Genomic DNA, 16,005 nt, shown 5'->3' with positions numbered 1-16,005 from the left:
GCTACAGCGCCAGGACCAGCGCGAAGGCGGTCAGCGCACCCAGGCCGGTGACCGCCAGCAGCGCCATCAGCACCACCTGCCAGGTGTCCAGCCCGCCCGGGCCGGTGCCTGCGGCACGCGGCGCCGGCGCGGCCTGCAGGCTGGCGAGACGCTCATCCAGCCGCGCCACCCAGGCCTCCAGCACCGCCATGCGCTGTTCGAAATCCGCCGGCTCCGTCATCGGCGTCATTGGCGGCTCCGGCCGCAGGGCCAACTCCTGCATCCGGTCCTCCAGCGCGCGCTGCCCGGCGATGAGCTGTTCGATGGCCTTCACCACCTGCGGGTTTGGCGCGGCGGCGCGCGATTCCGGCCGGGCTTCCACGGGCGCGCCATGGCGCAGCAGGGGCAGCGCCACCTCCCCACCCTCGACCGCGCGCGCCACCACGCTAAGATCGGCGCGGCGTTCCGCCCAGGCCGGGCGCAGCAGGAAGCGGAAGCCATGGAAGGCATCGCCGATGCCAGCGCGGATCAGGTCGGCGCGGTGGCGGTCGGCGACGCTGGTCGCCACCGTCTGGCCATCCAGGCGCAGCTCCACCACCACGCGCTCCGTCGGCTGCGCGGGCTCGAAGGCCCAGCCATCGATGCGGTTGCCGGTGACCGCATCGACATAGCCGCGGATATCGGGTGCGGCGAGCGGTTCAGCCGAGGCGGACACGGGCACGACCCTCCGCGCGTCTCGTGGCCGGGGCCGTCACGGGCAATGGCACCAGCTCGGGCAGGCCCGTGCCCATCAGCCGGCGATACAGCGCCAGATGCTCGATCGCCGCCTCCTCCATCCGGCGTGGCGCCGGGGTGGCGGCCGAGAGGCGCTCCCACAGGCCCGGCTCATCTGCCGCGCGGCGCATGACCTCGGCCAGGCCGATGCTGTCGCCCACCGGGAAATGCAGCCCATCGACGCCGTCGCGCACCGATTCCGCCATGCCGCCGACATTGCCGCAGATCACCGGGCGGCCGTGGCGGAAGGCTTCCTGCACCACCAGCGGCGCGTTTTCCCACCAGATGGAGGGCATCACCACCCAGTCCACGGACGCCATCCGCGCCGGCATATCCTCCGGGCTGTAGAGCCCGTGATGCCGCGCCGAGGGCGCGGCGGTAAGCGCCGCCTTGAAGGTCGCCAGAAATTCGTCGGGCTGGTAGGCGGTGCCGCCGTGCAAAGCGAGGTCATGCGCCACGCCCTGCCGCGACAGATGCGCGGAGGCGTCGAGCGCCACGAGGCTGCCCTTGAAACGATTGATGTGGCCGAAGAAGCCGAAGCGGTCGCGCCGCCCATCTGTCGTCACGCGGCGCGGCGCGGCGGGGCCGCCGGCGATGCCGTTGCGCAGCACCTCGATCCGCGCCCCATCCCAGCCGGCGGCGATGAAGCGGTCGCGCAGGAAGTCCGATGGCGACAGCAGCAGGTCTACCCCCGCCATGGCACCGCGCACCGCGATGTCCCGCAGCGCCAGGTCGGTGCCGCCGCGCCCGGGGAAGCAGCGCCGGCAGCCATCGGCGGAAGGGCCGGGGCAGAGCCGGTCGTCGATGGTCAGAAGCTGGCCCTCCTGCGGGCAGAGCGCGAAGAAGTCGTGCAACGTCACGACGATCTTCGCCTTCGGCGCCACCCGCCGCACGACATCCAGCGTCTCCAGCCCGAAATAGAGCAGGTGGTGGAAATGCACGATGTCCGGCTGATAGTCGGTCAGGAAGGAGACCAGCTCCCCCATCCCCCAGCTATCCACCTGGGAGAGGTGGAAGCGGTCGAAATGGCTGAGCCAGACCAGCATCTCGTCCGATTTCGTGCCGATCGACTGGAACAGCGTGCCGGGGCGGCGTTCGCGATGCTGCGCGGTGACCGCGGCGAGGAACAGCCCCTCCACCCCATGCCGGTCGCGCAGCGCGCGGAACAGCCCGCGCGCCACCACCTCGGTGCCGCCCGGCTGCAGATCGGGATGGTTATGACAGAGGACGAGGAGGCGCATGGCTCCACTAAGGCTAAAGGAAAGAGGCTCGGGGCGATATTGCCGGATCGGAGATAGGGCGTTGCATCGTCAGGGACTTCGCCACGCGGTGGATCAGGCGGCGGCCAGCGTCTCCCCCATGCGTGGGAAGGCGGCCATCAGCGCGCCGATGGTCGCATCCCAGCGGCGGTGATGCAGGCGGCGGTTGTAGGCGGCGGCGACGGTGCCGGCATAGCCGCCATGCTGGGCGATGGACTGCCGCTCGAAATGGAACAGCTCGGCGGCGGGTTCATAGAGGATGCCGTAGCCCGCCTGGCGCAGCCGCAGGCAGAGGTCGCTGTCCTCATAATCGCCGACGATATAGTCGGCGGAGAAGCCGCCGACCGTGTCCCAGGCCTCCCGCCGCATCAGCATGGCCGCGCCGGTGACGCCGGGCACCGGCCGTGCCTGGCAGGCCATCGGGTAATGGCGCGGGAAGCCTTTGAAGTAGTGGCAGTTGTACCAGTCATCGCCAGGACCGCGGGCGAAGTACAGCCCGGCATGTTGCAGGGAGCCATCGTCGAACATCAGCTTCGGCCCGACGCAGCCCAGCTTCGGGTCCTCCGCCAGCCGCGCCAGCAGCGGCGCCAGCCAGCCGGGCCGGTCGGGCACCACGTCGGAATTCAGCATCAGCAGGGTCGGTGCCGTGGCCTGCGCCGCGCCGCTGTTGCAGGCAGTGGCATAGCCGGCATTGCGGCCATGCAGCACCAGGGTGACGGACAGGCCCGTCAGCCCAGACAGGCCGCGCAGCATATGCTCCGCCTCGCCGCGCTGTTCCGGGCTGTCGAGCACAAAGATCAGCTCCGACTGCCGCAGCATCGGGTCGCGGGCGAAGGCGGAAAGCTGGTGCCGTACGAAGCGCAGGTTGCGGTACAGCGGGATGACCAGGCTGGTGAGCGGGGCCGTCACCGGCGGGCCGATGCGCAGCACTTCCAGATCCAGCGGCTCGGCGGAGGCGGCGCGGTGCAGGCGTTCGGCGGCTGGCGTCAGGCATTGGTCCAGCAGGGCCGGGCTGACATCCAGCGGGTTGACGCCGCGCAGCACCGCTTCCCGGGCCTGGGCGGCGGGGATCAGGGCCGGGCCGGCGACCAGCTCGATCGCTTCGCCCGAGCCAAGCGTCAGTTCCAGCCGCCACTGAGCCACAGGGCCAGGGCCGGCATCGGGCAGATGGGCGACGAAGCCGGGGCGGGGTTCCGGCGCGCCGAAGGACGCCTGCTCGAAGCGCTTCACCACATCCTGGCGGCTGGCCGGGAACAGCCGCTCCGCCGGCAGGGGCATACCGCCAAAGGGTCCGCGCAGGGTCATGCCGCGGATCAGCCGCAGCGGATCATGCAGCCAGCCGATCAGGAACACGCCGCCGGCCTGATCGGAAATGGCGCGGTCCAGGGCGGCGGCCACCGCATTGGCCGGATCGGCGGCGGCGCGCGCCGGCGCCATGGACAGCACCTGCGCATCGCGCAGCGCATCGCTGCACCAGGGCTCCGCCGTATAGCGGCGCAGCGCCACCAGCGCCTGGCGCAGCAGGGCGCGCGGGGCGGGGGCATCCTGGCGCGCCAGTTCCACCAGGCCGGGGGGCAGGGGGGCGGCCTCCGGCAGGCGCCATGGCGGCGCTTCCGCGCGCAGCAGCAGGGCGTCGGCAGACATGGCGGGCAGGGGGGCGAGGCCGGCTTCGGGCTCCGCCACCCGGACCAGCCCCTGCAGCGTCAGCAGCCAGCCGCCAGCGGTCAGGGGCCAGAGCGCGCGGCCCTGGTTGAGGCTGACCAGCGGCCGCAGGCTGTCGGGGGCCGGGATGGCGGTGGGTGTCGCGATGGCGAGGAGATCCCGCAACACCGCGGGATCGGCCGCGGCCCGCAGTGGGCCTGCGATCTTGCTGGCAAGCAGCGTCAGGACACGCGGGCTGGCGGCGGAAGCGATCAGGGCAATGTTCGCGGCCAGCCCCAGATCCAGCCAGGCGCCATCCCCGGCCTTCAGCAGCAACTGCGAGCCCGCCGGCGCGCGTGCCAGCAGCAGGGCGCCATCCGGAAGCGGCAATTGGGACAGCGGGCGGAAGGGCTCGCCAGCGCCGAGACGGAGGTGAATATCGCGAAGCTGGGCAAGGCGCGCGGGCAGGCGCACCGCGACAATTTCGGCCCCGAGGCGCAGCCAGCGGGGAAGTGGAACTCCCGTCTCCTGCACCGCGGCCATCCCGCCTTGATCCACTTGCATGCCTCGTGCCGGCGGTGCCCTGGGTCGCGCCGCTGCGCGAGGCGGCCTCAGACGATCTGGACGATGGAGCCGATATTGTTGGTCAGGTCACTGACCGAAATGCCCTGAAGCGTGATGGTGTCGCTGCCGAGGGTGATGATGGCGTTGCCCGACCCGTCGTCCGAGACCAGGGAGAGCAGGTCGGTGGGGTCGCTGATGCCGGTGGCGTTGATGTTGCTGCTGATCTGCAGCGTGTCCGTGCCGATCTGGAAGCCGGTGATCAGGTCGTGGCCGAAGCCGTCGCCGAATTCGAAGGAGTCCGCGCCCGCGCCACCATTCATCGTGTCGTCGCCGCTGCCGCCGATCAGACGATCGGCGCCGCCACCACCATACAGCTCATCCTCACCCGCGCCGCCGCGCAGCACGTCCTTGCCCAGCCCGCCATAGATGACGTCGTCGCCGCCCCGACCGAAAATGGTATCGTCGCCGCCGAGTCCAAAAATCAGGTGATCGATGTCGCCAGCTGGGGCATTCAGCAAGTCGTCGGCATTGCTGCCGGAGATCGAGGCGAAGCCGGACATTGAAGCCTCCGCGGCGGGGGCGTGCTGGGCTGAGCACGTCAAAAAGCGCAGCTGTATTAGGAACTAGACTACCCGGAAGTCAACCAGTTTGGCGCTGCGGCAATCCAACCGTAAATCTTAAGAAAGCCAACCAAACTTTTGATTTACCTAAGAATATTCATTTTTGATACCGACAAAAATCTGAATACGAAACATTCGCGACGGGCGTCGGCGATGCCGTCGCCGAACCAGGAGCGTCCATGACGCGGCGCGCATCACAACCGATGGGCGCCAGTTAAGGAAAATGAGATTGCTGGGACAGTCTCATCCCAGAAAGTGGCCCATTCCCCAAAAAGCGGCGGCCTTCGGAAAAAGCCGTCGATGGGATTGATCTCGCGACGTATGGGGCGCGGTTCTACCTGCTGCGTGCAGCCGCAGGTTGTCGGGTCCGGCGCCGGGACGCGCCTGGCGTGGGGGGCTCGACGGGCGTGGGCGGTGGCGAGGGCGCTTCCGGTGTCTCATCTGCTTCCACCAGCACGGGTGAAGGTGCCAGCCGCAGCAGCGCCACGCCGAGAAGCAACACCCCCCGGGCATCCATCGGCGCGGATTCGCCGAAGGCCGCACGGCGCCACAGGCAGGCGGCGGGGTCGGCGACGCCCTCATGGGCGAGCGCCGCGAAGGGCGCGTCGGGCGAAGCCGCGAGCGCCGCCACCGCCCGGCGCAGAAAGGCGCCGCCGGGAGCCACATCGGGATCGGCGACCCACAGCAGCTCGCCGCGTGTTTCCGCCATCGCGGCCCGTGCGATCGCCGCCCGGGTGGAGGCGGCCGGCCCCGGCACCAGGCGGATGTCGCGCTGCCAGCGCTGCGCGGCCAGCCGCGCCCCTTCCGCCACGCGCGGGTCGGAGGGATCGTCCAGCACCACCACCTCCTGCACCGGCAGGTCCTGGCGGAAGATGGCGTCCAGCCGGCTGGCCAGCATGAAGCCGCGACCGCGACCCGGCACGACGACGGAGATGCCGGGCAGGCCAGGCAGCAGCGCGGCACGCAGGGCGGCGGTGGTACGGGTGAAGTCGAAACGCGCCAGCGCGGCCTGTCGCCGCGCCTGACGTGCCGGGGCATCCGGTGGGCCGGCCAGCAGCGGCGCGGCCGCCGCTACCATGGCCTCGACATCGCCGAGCGGCGCGGCGGCACCGCCCAGCGCCTGCGCCAGTTCGGCCGCGGCGCCAGCACCCTGGAAGGCCACCACCGGCACGCCGAGCGCCAGCGCCTGCTGCGCCACCATCGGGAAGGGCGCTTCCCGCGCCGTCAGCGCCAGCAGGTCGGCGGCGCCGAGCAGCGGCCCAGGCTCCAGCAGCTGTTCCACCAGCCGAAGCCCCTCCTGCCGCGCCGTGGCCAGCTCCGCGCCCAGCCAAAGCCGCAGGCCGGGATCGAGCGGCCCCACCCAGACCGCTTTCACCCGCGCATCCTGCGTCCGGAGCCGGCGGAACAATTGCAGGAACAGGTCGAGGCCGTTCCGCAGATCGCCCGGCCCGGTGCCGAGCAGCAGGCGGTCACCCTCCGCCAGGCCGAGATAGGCGCGCGCGCTGGCGGCCTCCGCCGCATCCGGCGCGGGGGGGAAGGGCAGGCCGGGTTCCAGCACCTGCATGCGGGTCTCGGCCAGCGCCGGCAGCTCCGCCAGCAGGGCATCCCGCACGGAGGCTGCGGGCAGCAAAGCGGTGCCGGCATGGCGCAGCGCGCCGCGCAGCCCGCCCAGCAGGTCCCGCGACCGCAACTCGCCCGGCATCTCATGCACCATCACGGTGCTGGCTATGCCACGCGCCTGCGCCAGGGCGGCCAGCCGCGCCGCCGCAGCCGTGGTCATCAGCGCATGCAGCAGCCCATCGGCGGCCGCGGCGGAGAGCGCGGCTTCCGCCGCTTCCGGCGTGGTCGCCACGGTCAGCCGGCCGAGCCGCCCGAAATCCTCCTCCAGCGGCCCGCCCGCCAGCAGCAGCACCTCCACCCGCAGGCCGGTGCCACGGCGCAGGGCGCCGGCGGCATCGATCAGCCGGCGCGCGGCCTCGCTTTCCTCGGCATCCGCCGCGGCGATCAACAGGCCCGGCGCCTCACTGGCGCGGCTGCCGACCACCGCGCGCGCGGTGGCGTTCAGGAAGGCGCCGCCGTAATGTAGGTCGGGCTCCAGATAAGCGCCCTCGCACCATTCGTTCCAGGCGTTCACGCAGACCATCGGCTCGCCGAAGAAGGGCGTGCGCTCGGCCCGCTCGATCAGCTCGGACAGCCAGGCCTCGTAGCTGGCGGGCTTGGCGCCATGGATGATGACGGTGTTCTGGCCCTGCTTGCGCGGGTCGTTGTCCCAGCCCGGCACGGCGCATTTGATCAGCGGGTAGTCCGGCTTCGGCTCCTCCAGCGACGCCTGGATGACGTCCTGATAGGCGAAGACGGTGCCGGTGAAGTCGGGGTCGAGATAGTCCAGGCTGGCGCTGATCGGCGAGCAGCGCTTGGCCAGCTTGTGCGGCGGGAATTCGATGGCGCCGTCGAAGCCGAATTCGGTCGGGTCGATATCGTCGAAGGACTGCGTCATGATGAAGATCGGGTCTTCGCCATGCGCATCCATGAAGCGCTTGCGCCAGCCGTCGATCGTCGCCTTCGGCTCCGGGATCAGCCCGGCGCGATAGACCATCAGCACCGGGCGGCCCTGCAGGCGAATGTAGCGCGGATCGGCGAAGTGGCGCGCCAGCACGTTGATCAGCTCCGGCTCATCCTCCGGCCGGTAGTCCTGGCCCATCAGGATGTCGTGCTCGGCGCCGTCCCAGCGGCGGGTCCAGTTCTCATTCGCCCACATCAGGGCGAAGGGCATGTCCAGGCTGCGATCGGCCAGGAAGGCATCCACCGGCTTTTCCAGCAGGCGATGGCCGTTGAAGCTGTACCAATAGAAGATCCAGCCATGCACGCCGCCGCGCCGGGCCATCTCGATCTGCTTGCGCATCACCCGCATGTCGTCGAGCGAGTAGTTGCCCAGGTCGCGCGGCACGCGCGGCTGGTAGTGGCCGGCGAAGCGCGGCAGGGCGCGCGGCAGATTGGCCCATTCGGTGAAGCCCTTGCCCCACCAGGCATCATTCTCCGCGATCGCGTGGAACTGCGGCAGGTAATAGGCCAGGACCTTGGCGCGCGCGCGGAAGCCGTCCGGCAGCGGCTGGACTTCCTCGAACTCCTCCGCCGGGCGGGTGTTGCGGCGCACCTCGCGCGGGATGGTCGGCGTTTCCTGCGGCATGCGCGGATGCACGCCGGCCTCGTGCCGATGGCGCAGCCAGTGCAGCAGCGGCGGCTCCGTCATCCGCCCGCCCATATGGCGCTGGACGTAGTAGTGGCTGTCGAAGTCCGGGCTGGGCTCGCGTTCCTCCTGCCAGCCCAGCGTCACATAATGCTCGAAGGCATCCGCCCCGGCCCGCGCCACGTCGCGATAGGTGGAGAGGTAGAATTCGCCGTCGAATTCCGGGATCGGGGAGGCGCCGTAGTCACGATGGCGCAGGAAATGCGCCAGCGCATTCTCCTCCTCCCCCAGGCCGTAGCGGCCGCGATACCAGGCGGGGTCGAAATGCGGCCCGGGGCGGCGGCCTTCGATGTCGCCATGCTTGACGTAATGCACTACGGCATCCGCCCCAGCTTCGCGCACATCCGCATGCGTCGCTAGATACCAGGCCGGGTCGAGATAGAAGCAGGGCGCGCGGCCCTGGTCCCAGCCCGTCTCCAGGAAATGCGCCAACGGGTCCTGCCCGCCATGCGCCACATCGGCATTCTGCGCCACATACCAGGTGACATCGACGATGCCGGATTCGGCAATCGCCTGCCGGCCCCTGGCGCGCGGGTCCTGCGACCCCTGGTCGTCGTCCATCACATATCCTCGCGCGCCAGCAGGGCTTCCAGATAGGTGCCATAGCCGCTGTTGCGCAGCGGCGCGGCCAAGGCGCGCAGCGCGTCGCCGTCGATGAATCCCATGCGCCAGGCCACTTCCTCGGGCGCCGCCACCTTCTGGCCGGTGCGCTTCTCGATGGCGCGGACGAATTCGCCGGCCTCCAGCAGGCTGTCATGCGTGCCGGTGTCGAGCCAGGCATAGCCACGGCCGAGCCGCACCACGCGCAGCGAGCCTTCCTCCAGATAGAGGCGGTTGAGATCGGTGATCTCCAGCTCCCCGCGCGGGGAGGGGGCGAGCGCCTTCGCCAGGGCGGCGGCGCGGCCATCGTAGAAATACAGCCCCGTCACCGCCCAGTCGGAGCGCGGCAGGGTGGGCTTTTCCTCGATCGTCAGGGCACGGCTTTCGCCGTCGAATTCCACCACGCCGTAGCGGTGCGGATCGGCGACGCGATAGGCGAACACGGTCGCGCCCTGCGCGGCGGCATTGGCCTGCGCCTCCTTCAGTCGCGCTTCGAGGTCGTGCCCGTGGAATAGATTGTCCCCCAGCACGAGGGCGGAGGGCTCGCCGCCCAGAAATTCCTCGGCCAGCACGAAGGCATGGGCGATGCCGCGCGGCTTGTCCTGCTCGGCATATTCCAGCTTCAGGCCCCAGCGGGCGCCATCGCCCAGCAGGCGCTTGAACAGCGGCAGGTCATGCGGAGTGGAGATGATCATGATCTCCCGGATCCCGGCGAGCATCAGCACCGAGAGCGGATAGTAGATCATCGGCTTGTCGAAGACCGGCAGCAACTGCTTCGAAACCGCAAGTGTGGCCGGGTGCAGGCGGGTGCCCGATCCGCCGGCCAGGACGATGCCCTTCATTCCGCAAGCTCCTTGCCCGGCCCGACCAGCCTGTCCAGGCATTCCGCCAGGGACAGCCGCCAATCGGCCGGGATGATTCCGTGTGTATCGCTGATCTTACCGCAATCCAGCCTCGCATCGGCCGGCCGAATGGCCCGTGTCGGGTAGTCCTTCGTTGCGATGGCGGCAAGCCGGGGCACGCGCAACCCGCGGCGTGCCGCCTGGGCCAGGATTTCCATGGTGAAGCCGTGCCAGCTGGTATGCGGGGCACCGGTCAGGTGGAACAGGCCGAAGGCGGCGTCGCCAGCCGGTGCCGCCAGCAGGCGCGGCGCCATCACCGCCACCGCATCCGCGAGGTCTGCTGCGAAGCTGGGCGCGCCGTGTTGGTCGGCGACCACGCGCAGTTCCTCCCGCTCCGCCGCCAGGCGCAGCATGGTCTTCAGGAAGTTGGCGCCATCCGCGCTGCACACCCAGGCGGTGCGCAGCACCACGCTGCGCGGATGGGCGGCCAGCACCGCGGCCTCGCCTTCCGCCTTGCTGCGGCCATAGACGCCGAGCGGGGTCGGCGCGTCGGTCTCGACATAGGGCGCGCCCTTCAGCCCGTCGAAGACATAGTCGGTGGAGAAATGCACGAAGGGCGCGCCGGCCGTGGCGGCGGCGGCGGCCAGATGCGCCGCGCCGTCGCGGTTCACGGCGAAGGCGAGCTCCGCCTGATCCTCGGCCCGGTCCACGGCGGTATAGGCGGCGGCGTTCACCACCAGCTCCGGCCGTGCCGCATCCATCGCGGCGGCGATGGAGGCCGGGTCGGTCAGGTCCAGCTCCGGCGGTTCCAGCGCCGTCAGCTCGTGCCCATCGAGGCGGCGCAGCAGCGCCTGCGCCACCTGGCCCTGGCGGCCGGCGATCAGGATGCGCATCAGAAGGCCGTTCCGAGATCGGCGAGCAGGGGCGCGCGGCGGTCCTTGTCGGACAGCGTCGCCGCCTCCGCCGTCACGCCCCAGTCGATGCCGAGCGCCGGGTCGTTCCAGGCCAATGAGCGGTCGCAATCCGGCGCATAGAGGGCGGTGACCTTGTAGGCGACCTCGGTCTCCGCCGCCCGTGTCACGAAGCCATGGGCGAAGCCCGGTGGCACCCACATCATCAGCCCGTTCTCCGCCGACAGTTCCGCCGCAACATGCTGGCCGAAGCTGGGGGAGGCGGCGCGCAGATCCACCGCCACATCCAGCATCCGCCCGCGCAGCACCCGCACCAGCTTGCCCTGGGCATGGGGCTGAATCTGGAAATGCAGGCCGCGCACCGTTCCGATCGCGACCGACATCGACTGGTTGTCCTGCACGAATTCATCAGGGATGCCGATGGCGGCGAAGTCGCGGCGCGAATAGGTCTCGGCAAAGGCACCGCGCGCATCGGCGAAGCGCCGGACGGACAGGAGCAGCGGCCCCTCGATCGGAAAGGGCTGCGCGGAGACATTGCCCGACCGTCGCGTCTCGGTCTGTGTCGGCGCTGACCCTTCCGGCATGTGCAACCTCTCTCTTGGTAGACCTTGGGTTGTCTCCCGCATCGGCGCAAGCCGTCACATTGCCTCAAAATTGAGAAATATGAAACGTATGCGCGCGTTTTTCGCTTAACGAGAGCTTATCGGTTCTTAATGCATCGTGAAGCGCGCGAAAAGGCAAAGCATGCGAACTCGTACGGATCGTAACCTCGGGCGTGCTCACGCCGCTTCAGGCTCCGGCTCTCCCCCCGCCGCCAGCCGCTCCACCAGGTCGAGCTGGCGGGGCAGGCAGTGCCGGCGCAGGTCGTAGCGGGCGATGATGTCGGCGCGGCCGGCGGCGGCGAGGCCGGCATGGGATTCGGGATCGGCCAGCACCTTCAGCACCCGCCGCGCCAGGGTCTCAGGCTCGAAGAAGGGCACCAGCAGGCCATTCCGGCCATCCTCCACCACCTCCCGCACCGGGGCCGTGTCGGAGCCGATCACCAGGGCGCCGCAGGCCATCGCCTCCAGCATCGACCAGGACAGGACGAAGGGATAGGTCAGGTAGATATGCGCCCGGGTCACCCGGAACAGCGCATGCAGATCGGCATGGGGGATGCGGCCGGTGAAATGGATGCGGGACAGGTCGAGTTGCCCTTCCAGCTCCGCCAGCATCTTCGCCTTCCAGTTCTCCGCACCCTCCGGCTTGCGGCCGTAGGAGATCTCGTTGCCGCCGACGATCACCGTGTGCAGCGCCGGGCGTTCGCGTTGCAGCCGGGGCAGGGCCTGCAGGAAGGTCGGAAAGCCGCGATAGGGCTCCAGATTGCGGGCGACATAGGAAATCACCTCGTCTCCCCGGCGGAATTCGCGGCCCTCGGGCGTGCGGAACACAGCCTCGGGGTCCGGCGTGCATTGGTCGGTATCCACCCCCTCATGCAGGCAGGTGATGCGCCGGCGCGCCCAGTCGGGGTAGCGGCTCCATTGCCAGCGGGTCGGGCTGACGCCCCAATCGGCGGCTTGCAGGGAGATGAGCTGGGTGGCGTTCAGCAGTCGGATGCGGGCGGCGTCATCCAGGCCGACCGGCTGGCTGGGGTCGAAGCCGAGGTCCTGGCCCACGGAATTGTAGTAGAATTCCCAGTAGAACAGCGTGCGCGCCCGCGGGAAGACGTCCTTCAGGAACAGCCCCTCGCCCCAGCCGGGGTGGCAGATGATGATATCCGGTCGCATGCCCTTGTCGCGCAGCTGCACCAGCCGGTTGGCCAGATGCTGGCCGCGCCGGGTCGAGGCCTCCAGCGGCCGAAGGTAGCGATGCGTATGCTCCCCGGCGCCCTTCGGCGCGCCATAGGGGATGTAGGTGACGCCCGGCGCGGCATAGCCTGGCTTTTCACCCATGCCCCAGACCTGCACCCCCTGCCGCTGCGCCAGCGCCGGGGCGAGATGCGCATATTGGCCGGGGAAGTTCTGGTGAATGAACAGCGCGCGCAACGGGCGGCGGGGCATCAGCAGGGCCATCATTTCTCCGGCGGGGACGCAACGTTTCCGGCCGGACCCTGTGCGGTGCCATCGCCCCGGTCAAGCAGGGCCAGGCGGGCCTGGTGACCCCGCCGGCTGGCCGCCGGGCTGTTCGCGCCATGGGGCGGGTGGCAGATTGGTGACCTATCGCCATCGCAGGGGAAGAAACGGTCATGGCCGGAGACAGCAAGGGTGCGGCGCGCAAGCGGCCGGAGGAGTTGCGCAGCCATCGCTGGTACGGCGTCGACGATCTGCGCGCCTTCGGCCACCGGTCCCGCATGTTGCAGATGGGTTTTTCGGAATCCGATTTCCGCGGCAAGCCCGTCATCGGCATCATCAACACCTGGTCCGAGCTGAGCCCCTGCCATTTCCACTTTCGCACGCGGGCGGAGGAGGTGAAGCGCGGCGTCTGGCAGGCGGGCGGCTTCCCGGTGGAACTGCCGGCGCATCCGGTCACCGAGCAGTACATGAAGCCGACCAGCATGCTGTATCGCAACCTGCTGGCGATGGAGACGGAGGAACTGGCCCGCAGCCAGCCCTGCGACGGGCTGGTGCTGCTGGGCGGCTGCGACAAGACGCCGCCGGGGCTGGTGATGGGCGCGCTCTCCGCCGGCCTTCCCTTCATCTTCGTGCCCGCCGGGCCGATGAACAATGGCGGCTGGCGCGGCAAGACGTTGGGCTCTGGCTCCGATGCCTGGAAGTACCATGCGGAGCTGCGGGCCGGGACCATCACCCAGGCGCAGTGGAAGGATATGGAGGGCGGCATGGCGCGCTCCTTCGGCACCTGCATGACCGCCGGCACCGCGGCCACCATGATGCTGGCGGTGGAGGCGATGGGCCTGACCCTGCCGGGCGCCTCCTCCATCCCCGCCGCGGATGCCGCCCATCCCCGCATGGCGACCGATTCCGGCAAGCGGATCGTCGATATGGTCTGGGATGACGAGACGCCCGCCAAACTGCTCAGCCAGGGCAGCATCGACAATGCCGTGGCCGCCACCATGGCCTTCGGCGGATCGACCAATGCCATCGTCCATATCATCGCCATGGCGCGCCGCGCCGGGCTGGAGCTGGATCTGGAGCGTTTCGATGCGATCAGCCGCCGCGTGCCGCTGATCGCCAACCTCCGCCCGAATGGCGACACCTATCTGATGGCGGATTTCTTTTTCGCCGGCGGCAGCCGCGCCTTCCTCAACCGGCTCGGCCCGCATCTCGACCTGACGGCGAAGACGGTTTCCGGGGCGACGCTGGGCGAGGACATCGCCGATGCCGATGTCTTCAACGAGGAGATCATCCGGCCGCTGGATCGCCCCTTGCAGGCGGAAGGCGGGCTCGCCGTGCTGAAGGGCTCTCTGGCGCCGCGCGGCGCCGTCATCAAGACCAGCGCGGCCGATCCGCGGCTGCTGAGCCATACCGGCCCGGCGGTGGTCTTCGAGAATTATGCCGACCTGAAGAAGCGGCTGGATGACCCGGACCTGGACGTGACGGCGGACAGCATCCTGGTGATGAAGTCCGGCGGCCCGCAGGGCGGTCCCGGCATGCCGGAATGGGGCATGATGCCGATCCCCCAGAAGCTGCTGAAGCAGGGGGTGCGGGACATGGTGCGGCTTTCCGACGCCCGCATGTCAGGCACCAGCTACGGCACCTGCGTGCTGCATGTGGCGCCCGAGAGCCATGTCGGCGGGCCGCTGGCCCTGGTGAAGGATGGCGACCTGATCCGGCTGGACGTGCCGAACCGCAAGCTGGACCTGCTGGTGGATGAGGCCGAGATGGCACGTCGCCAGGCCGCCTGGGTGCCGCCCGCGCGCCGCTACGCGCGGGGCTGGACCTCGATGTATCTCGACCAGGTGACCCAGGCCGATGAGGGCTGCGACCTGCGCTTCCTGGAAGCCGGGGCGCCGACGCCGGAGCCGGACATCTACTAGTCTTCCAGCTGCAGCACCGTGACCCGCAGGTGAAGGCTTGGCAGGCCGCTCCGCCGCAAGACGGGCGGCATCATGGGGCCGCGCACAGCGCCGGCGGGAAACAGCTGTAGCGTCATCAGCCGGCTGGCCATGTGGCGTGACCCAGCCGGGATCGCGACCGGCTCGGCGTCGCCCGGCTCGATGGCATAGGCGGGCGGCGCCGCTGCCTCCCGCAGGGTCAGGAAGGCGTAGCCTGACGCGAAATGGGCCCGCGCCAGCAGGGGCACGGGCTGCCCGTCCAGCATCAGGGTGACCGGTCCCACGCAGCCCGGCCCCGACGGGTCCGGCTGCGCGCAGGTGAAGGACTCGCGCCGCAGCACGGCGCCGGTGGCGCGGTCGATCTGTTCGAGATGCACGCCGATGCGGCCGGGCATCTGCTGGGCGACGGCAGGGGCGGAGACGGCCAGCGCCGCGACCAGAAGCGGCGTCATGCCGAGGTGGCGGATCATGCGGGACGCTCCATTCGTGGCGAGGGCGAGTTTGCGCGCCGCCGCGGCCATGGTCCACCGCGCAGCATGCTGTTGCACCGGCCGCCGGGGGCAGGCCAAATGGCGGCAAGAAAAAGGGAGGAACATCATGTCGCATTTGACGCGCCGCGTGCTGCTCGCGGCCGGCGCAGCGCTGGCCGCGCCCGCCATCCGGGCACAGCCCGCCTGGCCATCCGGCCCCATCCGCATCGTTGCCCCCTTTCCGCCGGGCGGCAGCACCGATGCGGTGGCGCGGCTGTTGCAGCCGCATCTCATCCGTATCCTGGGTACCAGCGTGGTGGTGGAGAACCGGGCCGGCGCCTCCGGCGCCATCGGCACCGCGACGGTCGCGCGCAGCGCGCCGGACGGGAATACCTGGGTGCTGGTCTTCGACACCCATGCGGTGAATCCCTCGCTGATCCCGAATATCGGCTTCGACACGGAGAAGGACCTGACGCCGCTGCTGCTGTTCGGCACCGCGCCGATGATCCTGACGGCGCACCGCACACGGGCCTTCAAGAGCTTTGGTGAGATGGCGGAGGCGGCGAAAGCCAGGCCGGATACGCTCACCTACGGCACCATCGGCAACGGATCCCTCGCACACCTGACCATGGCGCTGGTCGGCAAGGCGGCGGGCCTTCAACTGGTGCATGTGCCCTATCGCGGCGGCGGCCCGCTGGCGGTGGCCGCTGTGGCCGGGGAGGTGGACATGCCCATCGCCACCCGCCCGGCCATCGGCGCGCATATCGACAGCGGCGCGCTGCTGCCGCTGGCGCAGACCGGCGCCACCCGATCCCCCTCCATGCCCGATATTCCGACGCTGGCGGAATCCGGCGTGCCGGGCATCGATGCGCGGGCCTTCTGGGGCTTTCTCGGCCCGGCCGGGCTGCCGGCGCCGGTCAAGCAGCGCATGGAGGCGGCGCTGCGCGAATGCCTGGGCGTCGCCGAACTGCGCCAGCGCATCACCGCGCTCGGCATCGATCTGGACCCGCAGGGTGAGGCGGGATTCGCCCCATTCCTGTCCACCCAGATCGCGACCTGGGGCCGCGTGGTGCGGGAGAACAATATCCGGCCGGATTAGAGCGTGAT

At 70.0% G+C, this 16,005-nt stretch carries 12 protein-coding genes; 2 read left to right on the top strand and 10 right to left on the bottom strand.

The window, feature by feature from the left end; translation table 11 throughout:
• Position 1: 1 nt before the first annotated feature.
• The 9 genes from ACVFYP_RS20170 to ACVFYP_RS20130 form a co-directional block, all read right to left on the bottom strand.
• Positions 2–694, bottom strand: coding sequence for a hypothetical protein (locus tag ACVFYP_RS20170; RefSeq protein WP_499202014.1), 693 nt, complete (start codon positions 692–694; stop codon positions 2–4).
• Positions 678–1,994 carry a glycosyltransferase family 4 protein gene (locus ACVFYP_RS20165; protein WP_499202013.1) on the bottom strand — a complete coding sequence of 439 codons (1,317 nt, stop codon included), beginning with the start codon at positions 1,992–1,994 and terminating at the stop codon, positions 678–680. Before ACVFYP_RS20165 ends, ACVFYP_RS20170 begins: the two co-directional genes overlap by 17 nt.
• Before the next feature lie 93 nt (positions 1,995–2,087).
• Positions 2,088–4,217, bottom strand: coding sequence for a glycosyltransferase (locus ACVFYP_RS20160; protein WP_499202012.1), 2,130 nt, complete (start codon positions 4,215–4,217; stop codon positions 2,088–2,090).
• Between the two features lie 47 nt (positions 4,218–4,264).
• Positions 4,265–4,777: a calcium-binding protein gene (locus ACVFYP_RS20155; protein WP_499202011.1), complete on the bottom strand. Its 513-nt coding sequence runs from the start codon at positions 4,775–4,777 to the stop codon at positions 4,265–4,267.
• Between the two features lie 394 nt (positions 4,778–5,171).
• Positions 5,172–8,645, bottom strand: a complete 3,474-nt coding sequence (locus ACVFYP_RS20150; RefSeq protein WP_499202010.1) for a glycoside hydrolase family 99-like domain-containing protein — start codon at positions 8,643–8,645, stop codon at positions 5,172–5,174.
• Positions 8,645–9,526 (bottom strand): glucose-1-phosphate thymidylyltransferase RfbA, encoded by an 882-nt coding sequence (gene rfbA, locus ACVFYP_RS20145; RefSeq protein WP_499202009.1) that lies wholly within the window; start codon positions 9,524–9,526, stop codon positions 8,645–8,647. Before rfbA ends, ACVFYP_RS20150 begins: the two co-directional genes overlap by 1 nt.
• A complete protein-coding gene (gene rfbD, locus ACVFYP_RS20140) occupies positions 9,523–10,419 on the bottom strand; it encodes a dTDP-4-dehydrorhamnose reductase (protein WP_499202008.1) in 897 nt (298 codons plus the stop codon). The genes rfbA and rfbD overlap by 4 nt, the downstream gene beginning before the upstream one ends.
• Complete coding sequence (rfbC, locus tag ACVFYP_RS20135; RefSeq protein WP_499202007.1) at positions 10,419–11,021, bottom strand: dTDP-4-dehydrorhamnose 3,5-epimerase; 603 nt, start codon at positions 11,019–11,021, stop codon at positions 10,419–10,421. The genes rfbD and rfbC overlap by 1 nt, the downstream gene beginning before the upstream one ends.
• Positions 11,022–11,216: 195 nt before the next feature.
• Positions 11,217–12,476, bottom strand: a complete 1,260-nt coding sequence (locus ACVFYP_RS20130) for a glycosyltransferase family 4 protein (RefSeq protein ID WP_499202006.1) — start codon at positions 12,474–12,476, stop codon at positions 11,217–11,219.
• Between the two features lie 185 nt (positions 12,477–12,661).
• Here ACVFYP_RS20130 and araD point away from each other — a divergent pair, with 185 nt between their 5' ends.
• A complete protein-coding gene (araD, locus tag ACVFYP_RS20125) occupies positions 12,662–14,410 on the top strand; it encodes an L-arabinonate dehydratase (RefSeq protein WP_499202005.1) in 1,749 nt (582 codons plus the stop codon).
• Here the strand turns inward: araD and ACVFYP_RS20120 are convergent.
• Positions 14,407–14,898 (bottom strand): hypothetical protein, encoded by a 492-nt coding sequence (locus ACVFYP_RS20120; RefSeq protein WP_499202004.1) that lies wholly within the window; start codon positions 14,896–14,898, stop codon positions 14,407–14,409. The genes araD and ACVFYP_RS20120 overlap by 4 nt on opposite strands.
• A gap of 127 nt (positions 14,899–15,025) precedes the next feature.
• On the opposite strand from ACVFYP_RS20120, the gene ACVFYP_RS20115 reads away from it, so the two are divergent.
• A complete protein-coding gene (locus tag ACVFYP_RS20115; protein WP_499202003.1) occupies positions 15,026–15,997 on the top strand; it encodes a tripartite tricarboxylate transporter substrate binding protein in 972 nt (323 codons plus the stop codon).
• The last annotated feature ends 8 nt before the right edge of the window (positions 15,998–16,005 follow it).

The organism is Roseomonas sp. F4, assembly GCF_053891155.1.
Note: the sequence above shows the minus strand (reverse complement) of the source record. Positions and strands in the feature narration are given on the sequence as shown.